Below are 13,256 nucleotides of genomic sequence, written 5' to 3' on the forward strand. Positions count from 1 at the left end.
TGATTTTGCTTTTGAATACAGAGAATTGAATGCCACGTTTTTACTGCCCTCTCCCTTTAAGTATAGGGGCCACCATCGAGCTTCCCGATGAAGTCGCACACCATGTTTTTGTGTTGCGCCAGAACGTGGGCGACAACATCAGCATATTCAATGGTGAAGGGGGTTGCTATGTTGCCACCTTGACCCAGGTGGCAAAGAAAAACGTAAGGGCAGAAGTCAAAGTATTTTTGCCAGAAGAATGTGAATTACCTTATTCGCTGAATCTGGTGCAAGCCTTGCCAGAAGCTTCGAAAATGGACTGGATCATAGAAAAAGCCATGGAGCTGGGTGTCAGTGCCATACAGCCTCTGGCAGCACAGCGTTGCGTGGTTCGTTTATCAGCAGAGCGCGCCGAGAAAAAGCAGGCGCACTGGCAAGGCATCATCGTGGCAGCCGCCGAACAATGTGGTCGCAACCGCCTCGCCCACCTGGCACCGCTGATGAATTTCAACCAATGGCTGAGCCAGCAAGATATGCATCAGAGAATATTGCTGACTCCACGCGCAGAACAATCACTGGCAGACTGGTCACGTCATCATCCTGCACAAGCTGTCAGCCTGATGATCGGGCCTGAGGGTGGTTATTCTGATGAAGAAGAAAGTCTCGCCATCAAACACGGTGTGCTGGCGCTATCGATGGGCCCGCGTATATTGCGCACTGAGACTGCAGGGCTTGCTGCGATTGCAGTATTGAATGCAGCATGGGGTGGTATGTAGACATACTTGAAGAAAATTCCTGAAGAAAATTTCCATCGCCGTAAAAAATTGTCAAATTTCATACAGAGTTCACAATTCCTGCCGATACTCAGCTTTACACTTGCGGCACTTTACCAATTCAAAAAGGAAAATCATGGGATTACTCGATAGTGCATTAGGCATGCTCGGCGGCATGAACCAGGACAATGACAGCAAGGTGGGATTGATGCAGGCAGTGGTTGCCATGCTGGGTGACAGACAACCTGGCGGCGTCGGTGGTTTGCAAGCCCTGATCAGCGCCTTTCATCAGGCAGGCCTGGCTGACATTGTGCAATCATGGGTAGGCACGGGACAAAATATGCCCATCTCTGCCGCACAAATCCAGCAAGCCTTAAGTGGCGGTCAATTGCAGCAACTGGCGGATGCCGCTGGCATTTCGCAAGAAGGCGCAGCAAACCATCTGGCTGAATTTTTGCCTGGCATCATTGATCACCTGACACCACATGGGCAAGTGCCCGAAGCTGGCAATATCAACCCGGCAGCGGTGTTGCAACAGTTTTCATCCCTGTTCGGCAAGTAAGCATCAACAATTTGCCAGTAAAAAACAGCGGCAGACTTTCCTGCCTCTGTTTTTTTATGGCACAAGGTAAATCTCCACCCTCTCCTTACCCCGCCCTATATTGTTACGCTTCAATTTTATCTGCCCCAACTCTCCAGTACGTTTGACATGCGTGCCACCACAGGGCACGCGGGAAAACCCAGCGATTTCCCAATAGCGTCTTTCTGTAGCTTCATCTTCAAAAGCGCACCTGATGTCTAGATTGGCATCAATAATGGCCTGCACTTCTTGCGTATAAGCAGGCAGCAAGGGCGCGATACTTTCATGCCAGACAAAGTCTATGCGTGCCTTGTCCGCAGCAATATGCGCACCAGCCTTGCCCACACCCGGCAGCGATTTATAAAATAATTCCAGCACCAGTTCAGCCGCAAAATGCAGGCGCATGAGGCGATAACGCCTGTCCCAGTCTATACAGACTTCGACTTCCTGCCCAGACTGCAAATCATGACCTTCTGCCAGGGTGTAGACCAACTCCAGTCCTTCCTTGCGCGCAGTAACTACAGCATGCCCTGCTATCGTACCCTCATCACTTTCCTGTCCACCAGAGAAGGCAAAGAAAATCGTCGATGCGAGATAAATATCATTACCATCCACTTTGCTGACTTGTTTTTGCAAACTGGTTTTATAAGGATCGTCCCAAAAACTCTTCTTTGTCAATTTGCACCTCCAGATTCAAGATGCCATACTGGCAAAGCTTCACGCTTGGATCTCCAATTGTCTGGAATACCTTCATCACCAACAAAAGAGGCAACAATACCGCCAACTATCGCACACAAAGTATCCCGGTCTCCACCTGCACGGACGGTTAGCCACATCGCCATCTCGAAATCTTCCAATGCCTGTCCGCAGCACCACAAGGCCAGTGGCACAGTGTCTTGCGCCGACATATTATTACCATTGCCCAAAACAGAAACTGGAAAGTCCATGGACCCTACTGTTGTCATGGACTGAGCACGAACCAGTTTGGAGCGGACTTCACTTTGCGGTAACAAGTCAATAATTTTTCCCAAAAATTCTGCATGCTTGGGTCTTGTTCCCGCATCTCGGTAAAGGCAAGCCTGGGCGGCAGCCAATGCAACTGCGACGGCTCCCGCTATTCCTTCTGGATGCCCGTGTGTCACTTCGGCGGACAAACTTGCCTGCCTCATTAGCAAACCCAGATCATCGGCGAAATAAGCCCCAAGTGGCGCAACCCGCATGGCAGCACCGTTGCCGTAAGATCCCTGCCCCTCAAAAGCACTGGCAACCACCTCCTGCCATGCTTCACCTGCATCAATACGTGCAAGGGCTCTATGCATGGACGGGCCATAGGCGCGGTCATAGCTATAGTGCCTGGCAAAACTTTTTGCCAGTGTGTCTTGATGTATTTCACCACGGCTGCGTAGAACTGCGATGATGGACAGTGTCATTTCTGTGTCGTCAGTAAAATGCCAAGGTGCCTCTGGTAGTTGCCCATTACCATTGAGTAGCAACTTGTTTTCTTCTTGAAAAAAACATTGGCCAAAAGCGTCACCGATAGATAATCCATCTAGTGATATCAATGCACGTTCCAGTGGAGTATTCATACCAGGCATATCTCTCATTTTCCTATTCAAATCACGATCAGCAAAGGTCCTTGATTGAAATTTCAATCTTTACAATTACCCAGCAATTTTCTGATTTCACCGATGAAAATTTCAGCTTCGCTCCGTGCCTGGGCGTTGCCTTTTTGATGAGTGATACGCAGTTTGACGAAATTGTTTTTCATCGTAGTCAAATAAGTGTACGAGGTATTCATGCCGACTGAATTTTCAAATTCAAATTCTCGCCAGATGAATTGTGGCCCACAACTGAAATAACGGGTATTTTGCTGAGAGCCAGTAGTCAAATTGACAGAACGCGCTTGGCCTGAGGCTTCCATTCCCTTTGCTTCGGCAATGATCTGACTAAAATGCTGCTTTACTACTGGTGCATCTATACTGGCTGGGATGGGAGAAATGCCTGCTGTGTAAATATAAATCGAGACCAGTATAGGATCGCTACGTCTGTAGGCGATATAGTCGCCTAGTTCCTTGACAGGGAATGTGGAGGCCTCGGCAAATCTGAAACCTGCCAGTTGATCTGGAAAACTGATATTGATGGCGTCGTTATGTACTGCAGCGGATACACTACCGACACAAAAAAACAGCAGGGAGAGTATAAATTTATGCATGAATGTATCGGGAATAAAGGTGAAGGCTATTCGTGAGCAATATTGCGAAGCAGGAAAAGTTGCATGCTTGAGGCCAGAGTCGTCGCGATTAACAAGGCAATGGACGCTGGTTGCATGAACGATTCACTGCCAGCAACAAAGAATGCAGAATGAATTCCAGCAGTGAGCAATCCCAAAAATGCTACCAATTTGTAATTGCCCAGTGCGTTTTTTGTATTCGCCGTCACCTGCCCTTGTGCAAACAAGACCAGGGCGATAATTGGTAAGTTCAGTAACAGATTGATCTGATTTCCTCCGGGAATATGGAAGAGTTCCCATTCTTGCCAGAAAGCAGCATCAATCTGATGGGTTATCAATATTGTTGCATTCAGCAAAAAAAGGGCTTGCAAACGGGGAGGTAGTAGCATTGTTAGTATTTTCAAGAATATTTTGCTACAAGATAAATGACCAATAGCTTGGCATAAATGAAGCGTTCACTAGTCGTGAAGAACTATCGTCTTCAAGATGCAACCGGGCAGCTAGAACGTATAGCCTCATGCGTCATCAAAAATTGCCAGTATTGCTCATAGTCAGGCAAATCACTGATTGCCACCCCAAGGTCCACTGCTTTGCGATAGATGATGGCGACGAAAATATCCGCCTGCGTGAATTGCGCACCAACTGCAAACTGACTTCCCTGCCACAAGCGTGACTGCAGTTTTTGCAGATTCATCGACAACCACTTTGCCCGTACTGGTCGCATCTGCTCCCTGCTCCAGTCGGGATGAAAAAAACGCACGGTACTACCGTTTTGTTGCGGATGTATGGATGAGTTAACCGCTTCGCAAATCTCACGCACCTGAGCACGGGCGAAGGCCTCTGTATATTGCAAAGGTGGATTGGGGGCGATTTCTTCGATAAATTCAGCCATGGCCATGGATTCGCTCAAGGCGACACCATCAACTTCCATCAAGGGTACGCGGGCAAAGGGGCTCAGCAATCTGACTTGCTCACCAACATCGCCCAGGCCAACATCAATACGTTCATAATCGACTTTTTTGTAGTCGAGTATCCACAACAAGCGTTCGCAGCAATTGGCATCTGGTGCATGATAAAACCTGATCTTCATTTTGATCCCCAGCATTCATTGGCAAGATGGCATATCTTACCCCGAATTACCAAAGCCGATTATCACTGCGCTATTTGCCGCTTATCCTGAGTAGTTCAACAAATCCGGAGCAAACAAAAACACCATAAAAAAACCGCCGGACTCGGCGGTTTTTTCTACTACTGAGCCAGCTGACAGCCACTTATTGCGCAATCAGCGATATATCATCAATCAGGAAAGATGTCGCCGTCACACTACCTTCAACACCAACAAAATACACACGTATGGTCTGGCCTTTATAACTGCTCAGATCAAAGGTTTTGTTGAGGTAGGTCGTACCCTTGTTCAGGTTCGAATAAGTCGCCAGGGTTGCCAGTACCGTGCCACTGCTGTTTTGTATTTGCAGTTTCAGAGTATCGTAAGCCTGTGTCGTAGTAGTCTCAGCTGAACTGATCTTCAACCAGAAACTCAGGCTGGCGGATGTGGCAGCAGCAGGGATAGTCACTTGTTGATACAGGGTGTCAGTGTGGGCACTGCCGTAGCCATTGAGCCAGGCCTTATAACTACCTGTACGTGAGACTTCTGATCCGCTGTTGCTGATGACACCTGAACTGGCAGTCCATGAACTGGCGCCACTCTCGAAGCCGCCATTGGTAATCAACTGTGTAGAGGTACTGTTATTGACAGTAAAACTCACGGTAGAAGAAGTACCAATATTATTGGCAGCATCATAGGCTTTGGCAACCAGACTATGCGTACCATTCGACAAGGTCGTTGAATTCAACGTCGCTGAATACGGTGAAGTTGTGCTGGTTGCCTTCAATGTACCGTCAACATAAAACTCAACTTTAGTGACGCCTACATTATCTGTCGCTGTAGCTGACAGAGTAATGTTACCGCTAGTACCACTTTCACTGGCCGACACGGTAGGTGCAGTTGTATCACTGACAGGGTTATTGATGGTGAAGCTGATTGCCGATGAAGTACCAACATTGTTGGCAGCATCATAAGCCTTGGCGACCAGGCTATGGCTGGCGTTGGTCAGGCTCGTAGAGTTCAGTGTCATGCTGTAAGGCGTACTGGTGGCTGTGCCTTTAAGTGCATTGTCAACATAGAACTCAACCTTGCTGACACCGACATTGTCCGTCGCATTGGCAGACAGTGTGATAGTGCCGCTGGTGCCTGATTCACCTGCACTGACCGTAGGTGGCGTGCTATCTGTACTATTCGATTGCGTAACCCAGATCGGTGCAGACCACAGGATTTTACCGTCATCCTGCGTGATTTTTGCATAGTAAAAATGCTCACCCACTGCCGGAGTAATCGTCGTCGTCGCTGTATTCGACAACTGTGTCACCGTGCCATTGCGGCCTGGTACACCTTCATAAATCACCACGGTAGAAACAGTACGGCCACTGGTGTTGGCAAAATTGCTGACCAGGGTCAAGGCACCACTATTCGTGAAACGCTCGCCCATGACGTGACCATTCGCAGTCAAAATGATTTGCGAATTCTTGTCCATGGTAGCGAAGATGCGGCGGGCTTTTAAAGCATCCACAAAATTCGTGGTATTTAATGCCGCACCGTTTGCCAATAAAACACCTGTGCGATTGGTATAAGAAGCCCCCCAGTTGGCACAGTGGTTATCCTGGTCTGTCGTGAAAGCGATGTGGAAGCCTGCTTCCAGTGCCTTGTTACAAGCACCTTCATATGTGCTGCGACTGGTTTCTGTCTCTGTCGTATTGGTAGAGAAAGCGGAAGTATTCAAGACTTCGCAAGCAACCATGGCCTGGTCGCCATCTGCAGTATAACCGAATGCAGTTCCACCCACCAGGAACTGTCCGCTGCTTGAAGGGTGGTTAAATTGCCCTACCCAGCCACGCTGACGCATCAATGTGTACAGCCCGGCATAATCATTTTTTGTTGTCAGCGTATCGGCAAGTAACTGGCTGCTGCTGTTGTATTCCCAACCCAACAATTCACTGGAATTGAAAATATTCAGATGGCCACCATTATTGATGACGCCCCACTCCAGGCCATAAATGCCCAGGAAACCGGCGTGGCTGGAATTGAAGCTATTCGCAGCGGCAAGACCAGATTGATACAGGTTTTTGGCAGTAGCCGGAGTAGCTGATGCGTTGGTGCCGTCAGAGCCATCGTACATATGGTTATGTTCTGACGTCATCAGGAAATCCAGCCCTTTGTTCAATGCATACTGGTATGCATCCGTCGGGCCATAGGCAGCTGATTGCGGGTTTTGCGCACCGGTACATGAAGTCAGCTCACCACCACCATCACTATGATTGGTCTGGCTGTGCAGGTTGCCGTAATAGATAGTGTAAGGCAGTGAACCTGTTGCTGGTGCCGGCGGTGGCGCCATGCCTGCTACTGCCTTGGTAGCAGCAGTGGATGAGGCAGCAAGGGCTTTGCTGGCCTTGGTCGGCAAAGCAGCAAAGCTTGGCATTTTTGGCGCGGCCAGCTTACCGACTTGCAGCGGCCAGGATTGGGTAATAATTTCTGTATCATGAATTGCCAATGCACGCTCGACTGTGCTGGCAACGTCACCAGCAGGAGCAGCTTGCATGGCTGATGTGTCCGTTGCCTTGGCTGTCAGCCTGACTTGATAGACACCGTCCTTCAATGCCGCACCGGTTGGGCTGCGGCCACTCCAGAACATTTGCGCAGTGATGGTTTTCTTGAACAGTTTTTCTGTGCCGTACCAGCGGTCAACTACACGTCCGTCTGCGCCCAGCAATTCCAGACGCCAGGTGATGGTCTGTTCTCTGGTGACATAGGGATATTCGAATTCCATCGTGAAATAACGGGATTCGGCACCTGCTTTGGCATCAGAGCGATATGGCACGTGCAAGCTTGCCTCAAACTCATGATGATCCGGGATGGATGCGTAGGCAGCTTCCATGCCAGCAAAACTGACCGTAAAAATAAGACTGAGTTGCAATGCCAGCACTTTTAGCTTGCCGGCTTTTTGTAGACCTTGCATAAAAATATTCCCCCTGAATGATTAATCATTAATATTCATATATGTGACCGTCTCACACATATCCTCATTCAGTTGAAATCATCAAAGCAGAGTCATACTTTGCCTGCGCGCATTCCATCAGGAACACGCCTCTCTCGCTTCTTTTTCTTCAGCCTTTGTTCAGATATCCGTAAGCAGCCATTCTTGTACAGCTCTACTATTCTTCTTACCACCATGCTGTTTGCAGCTTTCAAGAAACGAGATTTAACGACAGTTATATTAAGCAATCGTTTGCGCAAACGATTACTAGATTAACATCCGCACATGTCAGTTTTGTTACCAAGGTTTGACTTTTTTTAACAAATTTGTGAAAAAACCACTCTTGCTTATCTGTTTTGTGCATTTTTATGACTTTTGCACCACAATTTTTGTGGACGCACCAAAACAGACGAGCGAATGTTTTTCTCAAGGGAAACTTAAATTTCCAAAGGGAAATATTTAGCTATGTACGCACAGAAATCCGGGAGAAATTTGAAATTCAGGTACGCAACGCAGCCTGATGTTTCTTCAGCCAATCAATTTGTTCGTCGGTATCTGGAACCGTAATACCGCGCGCTTTGCTGACCGCGGCCAACGCTGCGATGGTATCCAGTCCATGCCGGATCAGGATTGCTGAAGCAAGCAAGCCAGTCCGCCCTATCCCCGCACGGCAGTGGACGACAGTATTGCTTCCGTTGAGAATATCATCATGCAATTGCGTCACCAATTTCTGCGTGGCAGAAAAAGAAGATGGCAGGCCTCTGTCCTTGATAGGAAAATGCACAAAATCGATCTGATTTACTACACATAAGTCTGGTGCAGTCTGCAAACCCAAGTCGCGTATTTCGTGGGTCTCTAGCAACGAGACCAGCCTGTTGATACCAAATTGCGCAATCCCGCGAAATTCATCTTCTATCCATTCGCCCGCAACAGGTTTAGCCATAACTGCCAGAAAGCCTTTACCAATCTGGGTAACTTTATAAATATCGGGGCGCATGGATAGAATTTTTAACACGAAACAAGTCAGTTTTTATTTTGCGGCATCCTTCAACATCAACTTTTTGATCATCCCCACAGGGGCACTGCCATAGCTCAGGAATTGCTCATGGAATTGCTTGAGTTTGAACTTGTCGCCCTGCTGTTTTTTAAGTTGCTCGCGGAATTCAAGTATCTCGCTATATCCGCTGAAATAGCTGGTAAGTTGCACAGATGTGTATTGCACCCGCAACCATTTGCCATCGGCTTCTGCCTTGGTCTGGAAAGCCTGGTTCATCAAGAAGTCTTTGGCTTCTGCTTCGGTCATGCCCAGCACATGCACTTGATAATCGAGGATGGTATTGCAGACCGCACGCAAGTTCCATTTGTAATACATGAGCCACATCTCTGGTGTATTGTCGCCATAGCCTGACTCCAGCATCATGCGTTCGCTGTAGACTGCCCAGCCTTCTATCATGGCTCCATTGCCGAACAGGGTCTTGATCACTGACGGTGATTTATTTGCATGTTGCAATTGCGTGTAATGACCAGGAATAGCTTCGTGGATATTCAATATCTGCAAGACCCAGTGATTGTATTCACGCAGCGTGCTTTCAATTTGTTCAGCAGGCTGGCCATCAAAAGGGGTGACGTTATAATAGGTTTTATCGTTAGGCCTGAAGATGCCAGGCGCCTCGATAGAGGCAAGGCTGACACCGCGCTGATATTCTGGCGTTTCGCGCACGACCAGTGGCTTCTTCAGATCAAGGCTAACCAGATCATGTTCGCGTATCCATTTCTCCAACTGGGGCAATTGCTTACGGATTTCAGGGTACAAGTCTTTTGCTGCCACATGTTTTTCAGACAACTTGTCGATCACCATGGCAATCTTCTTGACACGATCAGCAGGCTTGGCTTGCGCACCTATGGTTTTATCCCAAAGCTGGTCGGCCAGTTTCTCCATATTGTCGTGCGCTTCGTCCCTGGCGGTCAAAGCACGCTGGTAAGTTTGCTCTGCTGTCAGTGAGGACTGGATATCTGCAGTGAATTTACCTTCATACAAATCTTTGCCTATGCGGAAAGTACGGGCTGTTGCCGGATCGAGTTTCTTTTCCAGGTCTTCAAGAAATTGCACATAGTCATTGACGGCGGCACGTGCATTTTTTAAACCGTCTTCCAGCGCTTGCTTGTCTTTGCCCGCGAGCTTCTCTTGTGCGGCTGCTTTTTCCAGCCCTGCCAATACTGTGATGGCACCGGCGCTTTGCTTGATCGCCAGTCGGGTATGTTCAGGCGTAGGGTTTTTGATGCTGGCTTTGGCCGCCGCATAATATGCTGGCACGGCTTGCAGGCGCTGTATCGCTACCAGTACTCTCTTCGCTTTTGGGGCAAAATCAGTATTGAGGATGGCATCAAAACTGCCCGCGATATTATGCTGGGTAGGGTTCCATTCAAATTCTCGAAATTGCGTCAGATACCAGCGTGCACCATTCAGGTAGTTGCGTATCAACGCCAGGTCAGTCTGCTCTTTTGCGGACAAAGCATCGGCATCCACCTTGCCCAATTGCGCCAGCCAGTTATCGGCAAAAGCGACATAGGCATCACGGGTAGCCTGATTTGGCAATACCAGTTTATTGGCATCCTGATAGCGACCTGCCGCCATCGCCATGTCCGGGTCTTGTTGCCACAAAGCGGCGAGGAAGGCTGTCTTTACCTGGGCAAAACCCTGATCAGCTTTCTTGCTGACGGCTACCGGCGCAGAGATAGCAGACATGCTGTAAGGGGTAGCAAATACAAAAGAAGACAGCAAAGTGACTAGCAAAACAGGACGAAATGGAGTTGGCATGGTAGGTGTCTCACAGGCTTAATATATTAAGAAGCATGAGGTTAACATAAGATTGTGCCTGGCAGCTGTATTTTTTACTTTGCCCTAAATAAGGGAATTCACGAGCAAAACCTTGCGCACCCTCAGAGAGCTCTCATCCGGTCAGCATTCTTTGTTACACTCCAGCCTTGGCCAGCTACTGGCAAACCCAGCACCATCAACAAAAAGAAAAATATGAACACCCCCACCCCTGCTTTGCAATTGCACTGGACAGAAAACGACGAAGCGCGCTCATGCCGCTGGCATTCCGAGAGTGGTGCACCAGCACCCAAGCGTGTGCAGATTGCCGATGACCGCATGAATGTGGAAACAGCCTATAAGCTGGCCTGTGAAGGTACTGCCCTGCTGTGGCGTGGCGACTATCACAATGCCAAACAACTATTGCAGGCGCTGGCACGCCGTATCGATAAAAAGCCAGCCAGGGCCAGCAAAAAAGCCAAAGTGCCCGAATCTGCAAAAGAAGCATTCAATCTGCACCGCCAGGCACAATCACAAAGAGCACGCGTGCTGGCCATGGTCTTGATACCCTTTGAAGCTGACTACCGTATCACCCTGCGTCGTGCGCCGGATGTAACGCAAGCCTGCCGCGAAGTCTATGGCGAACCAAGCACGGCCTTTGTGGCTTCCTTGCGTGAATTGCTGGGCTTGATCGGTGCGCATGAATGGCGCAAGAATGGCGTTGAGATCGCTGCTCTGGGTGCAAAAATCCATCCTTACTATGGCGTGTTCTCACCTGTACGTGGTGAATACATAGACTTGCTGGCAAAAGCCCCGCTACCATCAACCACACTGGCTTTTGATATCGGTGTGGGTACGGGTGTACTGTCAGCCCTGCTGGTCAAGCGTGGTGTCAAAAAAATCGTGGCTACCGACCAGGACCTGCATGCCCTCGCCTGTGCCCGCGAAAACATAGACAGACTGGGTTTGTCCGGCCAAATTGAATTAGTACAGGCAGACCTGTTCCCGCCTGGTCGTGCACCTCTGATAGTTTGCAATCCGCCATGGTTGCCGGCACGCCCCAACTCACCAATAGAATATGCTGTGTATGATCCTGACAGCCGCATGCTGCGCGGCTTTCTGGCTGGAGTGGCAGAACACCTGGAACCACAGGGCGAAGCCTGGCTGGTCATGTCTGATTTTGCCGAACACCTGGGCCTGCGTACTGCCGCAGAGTTGCAAGGCTGGATAGATGCAGGTGGCCTGACAGTAGCTGGCAAGATGGACATCAAGCCGCGTCATCCAAAATCAACCGATGAAAACGATCCCTTGCATGCTGCGCGCGTTAAAGAAGTTACTTCATTGTGGCGTTTGAAATTAAAATAGTATTTGTGGTCAGTGAATACCAAAGTACTGACTAGCAGAATTGATTAATCGTTTAGAAAATTAGCATCATGATCAACAAACCCGCCCGCATCCTGACCTTTAAATGCAAAAATTGCAGCAAATCCGTTCAGGTTTTCTTGCAAAAAGTTTCTGCCTGCTCACATATTCAGCCTTACCAAGGCATTTGCAACTGCGGCGAGATCATGAAACATGCGACTGGCAACAAGGAAGCCGTTGCCTCCTATCTGAGTTCCAATGATGTTTTGTGGTCACATCATCATTGATTCACACGCTAAATGCTGAGAAATGGGATGATTTCACGAATTAATCCCTTGTGAAATTTGCATTTTCACCTCAGGTCAGGTCTATAGCCAGACGAAAGCATTTATAATCTACGGCTTTGCAGCAGTTTTCTGGAAACAATGAAGGTATTTCGCGGACTTCCAAATGCAGCCTCCCGCGCACCCTGTGCGCTGGCGATAGGCAACTTTGACGGCGTACATCTGGGTCACCAGACTTTGCTTGCCCGTTTGCGGGATGCCGCCACACGTCTTGGCATAGAAGCTGCCGTAATGACATTTGAACCACATCCGCGTGCATTCTTTGCGCAGATGCAGGGTGACTTGTCGAAAGCTCCCACACGCATCGCCAATTTGCGCGACAACATGGCTTCTCTGCAGGCTGCAGGTGTAGACAGAGTGATCGTTGAACATTTTAATGCCCACTTCGCATCTCTGTCGCCACAAGACTTCATAGAAAAAGTGCTCGTCGATGGCCTGCACGTCAAATGGGTCATGGTCGGTGAAGATTTTCGCTTTGGTGCAAAACGTGCTGGCGATATCGCTACATTGACTGAAGCGAGACAGCGCTTTGGCTTTACAGTTGAAACCCTGCCTTCAGTACAAAACAAGGGCGTGCGCATTTCTTCATCTGCGGTACGCCTTGCTCTTGCCAATGGCGATTTTGATGAAGCAGAAGCCTTGCTGGGCCACCCATACCGTATTTCCGGCCATGTGGTGCACGGTCAGAAGCTGGGACGCACCATAGGCTTTCCTACGCTGAACCTGCGTATCGCGCATCACCGCCCTGCCCTGAATGGCATCTTCATCGTGCAGGTGCATGGCCTGGCAGACCAGCCTTTGCCCGCCGTTGCCAGCCTGGGTGTGCGCCCTACTGTCGACGACAGTGGCCGCGTGCTGCTGGAAACCCACGTATTTGATTACAGCGGCCATGCTTATGGCAAAGTCGTGCAGATAGAATTTTTGAAAAAGCTGCGTGATGAAGAGAAATTCATCGACTTGCCTACCCTGACTGCGGCCATCAACAAGGACGCTGACCAGGCGCGTGCCTATTTTGCCGACAGTCACCGCCCTGCCCGTTCTGCCACTGACCGAATTTGAAGCTCACATCTTGTTGTAGTTTGCTC

13 protein-coding genes are annotated in these 13,256 nt (G+C 49.1%); 5 read left to right on the plus strand and 8 right to left on the minus strand.

All coding sequences use genetic code 11. From position 1 onward, the window contains the following. Positions 1-29 precede the first annotated feature (29 nt). The gene (locus AC07OI_RS21610; RefSeq protein WP_495258668.1) at positions 30-755 is read left to right on the plus strand and encodes a 16S rRNA (uracil(1498)-N(3))-methyltransferase; all 726 of its coding nucleotides are present in this window, start codon (positions 30-32) and stop codon (positions 753-755) included. 133 nt (positions 756-888) lie between these two features. After that, positions 889-1,314 carry a YidB family protein gene (locus tag AC07OI_RS21615; RefSeq protein ID WP_495258669.1) on the plus strand — a complete coding sequence of 142 codons (426 nt, stop codon included), beginning with the start codon at positions 889-891 and terminating at the stop codon, positions 1,312-1,314. 54 nt (positions 1,315-1,368) lie between these two features. On the opposite strand, the gene AC07OI_RS21620 is transcribed toward AC07OI_RS21615, so the two are convergent. From AC07OI_RS21620 to AC07OI_RS21655, 8 genes are all read right to left on the minus strand, one after another. After that, positions 1,369-2,010, minus strand: a complete 642-nt coding sequence (locus AC07OI_RS21620) for an alanyl-tRNA editing protein (protein WP_495258670.1) — start codon at positions 2,008-2,010, stop codon at positions 1,369-1,371. Beyond that, positions 2,007-2,918: an ADP-ribosylglycohydrolase family protein gene (locus AC07OI_RS21625; protein WP_495258671.1), complete on the minus strand. Its 912-nt coding sequence runs from the start codon at positions 2,916-2,918 to the stop codon at positions 2,007-2,009. Before AC07OI_RS21625 ends, AC07OI_RS21620 begins: the two co-directional genes overlap by 4 nt. Positions 2,919-2,980: 62 nt before the next feature. Further along, on the minus strand, positions 2,981-3,544 hold the full coding sequence (locus AC07OI_RS21630; protein ID WP_492708694.1) for a hypothetical protein: 564 nt from the start codon (positions 3,542-3,544) through the stop codon (positions 2,981-2,983). A gap of 26 nt (positions 3,545-3,570) precedes the next feature. After that, on the minus strand, positions 3,571-3,966 hold the full coding sequence (locus AC07OI_RS21635; RefSeq protein ID WP_492708692.1) for a DUF6713 family protein: 396 nt from the start codon (positions 3,964-3,966) through the stop codon (positions 3,571-3,573). Positions 3,967-4,043: 77 nt separating this feature from the next. Beyond that, positions 4,044-4,652, minus strand: a complete 609-nt coding sequence (locus AC07OI_RS21640; RefSeq protein WP_492708690.1) for a glutathione S-transferase family protein — start codon at positions 4,650-4,652, stop codon at positions 4,044-4,046. A 181-nt stretch (positions 4,653-4,833) separates the two neighbouring features. Then, positions 4,834-7,632 carry an Ig-like domain-containing protein gene (locus AC07OI_RS21645; RefSeq protein ID WP_495258672.1) on the minus strand — a complete coding sequence of 933 codons (2,799 nt, stop codon included), beginning with the start codon at positions 7,630-7,632 and terminating at the stop codon, positions 4,834-4,836. A gap of 517 nt (positions 7,633-8,149) precedes the next feature. Then, a complete protein-coding gene (locus tag AC07OI_RS21650; RefSeq protein ID WP_495258673.1) occupies positions 8,150-8,665 on the minus strand; it encodes a protein-tyrosine phosphatase family protein in 516 nt (171 codons plus the stop codon). A gap of 15 nt (positions 8,666-8,680) precedes the next feature. Next, a complete protein-coding gene (locus AC07OI_RS21655) occupies positions 8,681-10,468 on the minus strand; it encodes a DUF885 domain-containing protein (protein ID WP_495258674.1) in 1,788 nt (595 codons plus the stop codon). A gap of 213 nt (positions 10,469-10,681) precedes the next feature. On the opposite strand from AC07OI_RS21655, the gene AC07OI_RS21660 reads away from it, so the two are divergent. From AC07OI_RS21660 to AC07OI_RS21670, 3 genes are all read left to right on the plus strand, one after another. Beyond that, the gene (locus tag AC07OI_RS21660) at positions 10,682-11,830 is read left to right on the plus strand and encodes a methyltransferase (protein ID WP_492708682.1); all 1,149 of its coding nucleotides are present in this window, start codon (positions 10,682-10,684) and stop codon (positions 11,828-11,830) included. 68 nt (positions 11,831-11,898) lie between these two features. Beyond that, a complete protein-coding gene (locus AC07OI_RS21665) occupies positions 11,899-12,114 on the plus strand; it encodes a hypothetical protein (RefSeq protein WP_495258675.1) in 216 nt (71 codons plus the stop codon). A 138-nt stretch (positions 12,115-12,252) separates the two neighbouring features. Further along, positions 12,253-13,230 (plus strand): bifunctional riboflavin kinase/FAD synthetase, encoded by a 978-nt coding sequence (locus AC07OI_RS21670; RefSeq protein WP_495258676.1) that lies wholly within the window; start codon positions 12,253-12,255, stop codon positions 13,228-13,230. Positions 13,231-13,256 lie beyond the last annotated feature (26 nt).

It is taken from the genome of Undibacterium sp. GW821-FHT07F11 (assembly GCF_059418665.1).

Excerpts from the sequence above, each read along its gene's own strand:
- AC07OI_RS21630 (WP_492708694.1), bottom strand. The coding sequence starts at position 3,544 with ATGCATAAATTTATACTCTCCCTGCTGTTTTTTTGTGTCGGTAGTGTA.
- AC07OI_RS21665 (WP_495258675.1), top strand. The coding sequence starts at position 11,899 with ATGATCAACAAACCCGCCCGCATCCTGACCTTTAAATGCAAAAATTGC.
- AC07OI_RS21615 (WP_495258669.1), top strand. The coding sequence starts at position 889 with ATGGGATTACTCGATAGTGCATTAGGCATGCTCGGCGGCATGAACCAG.
- AC07OI_RS21645 (WP_495258672.1), bottom strand. The coding sequence starts at position 7,632 with ATGCAAGGTCTACAAAAAGCCGGCAAGCTAAAAGTGCTGGCATTGCAA.
- AC07OI_RS21670 (WP_495258676.1), top strand. The coding sequence starts at position 12,253 with ATGAAGGTATTTCGCGGACTTCCAAATGCAGCCTCCCGCGCACCCTGT.
- AC07OI_RS21625 (WP_495258671.1), bottom strand. The coding sequence starts at position 2,918 with ATGAATACTCCACTGGAACGTGCATTGATATCACTAGATGGATTATCT.
- AC07OI_RS21655 (WP_495258674.1), bottom strand. The coding sequence starts at position 10,468 with ATGCCAACTCCATTTCGTCCTGTTTTGCTAGTCACTTTGCTGTCTTCT.
- AC07OI_RS21660 (WP_492708682.1), top strand. The coding sequence starts at position 10,682 with ATGAACACCCCCACCCCTGCTTTGCAATTGCACTGGACAGAAAACGAC.
- AC07OI_RS21640 (WP_492708690.1), bottom strand. The coding sequence starts at position 4,652 with ATGAAGATCAGGTTTTATCATGCACCAGATGCCAATTGCTGCGAACGC.
- AC07OI_RS21610 (WP_495258668.1), top strand. The coding sequence starts at position 30 with ATGCCACGTTTTTACTGCCCTCTCCCTTTAAGTATAGGGGCCACCATC.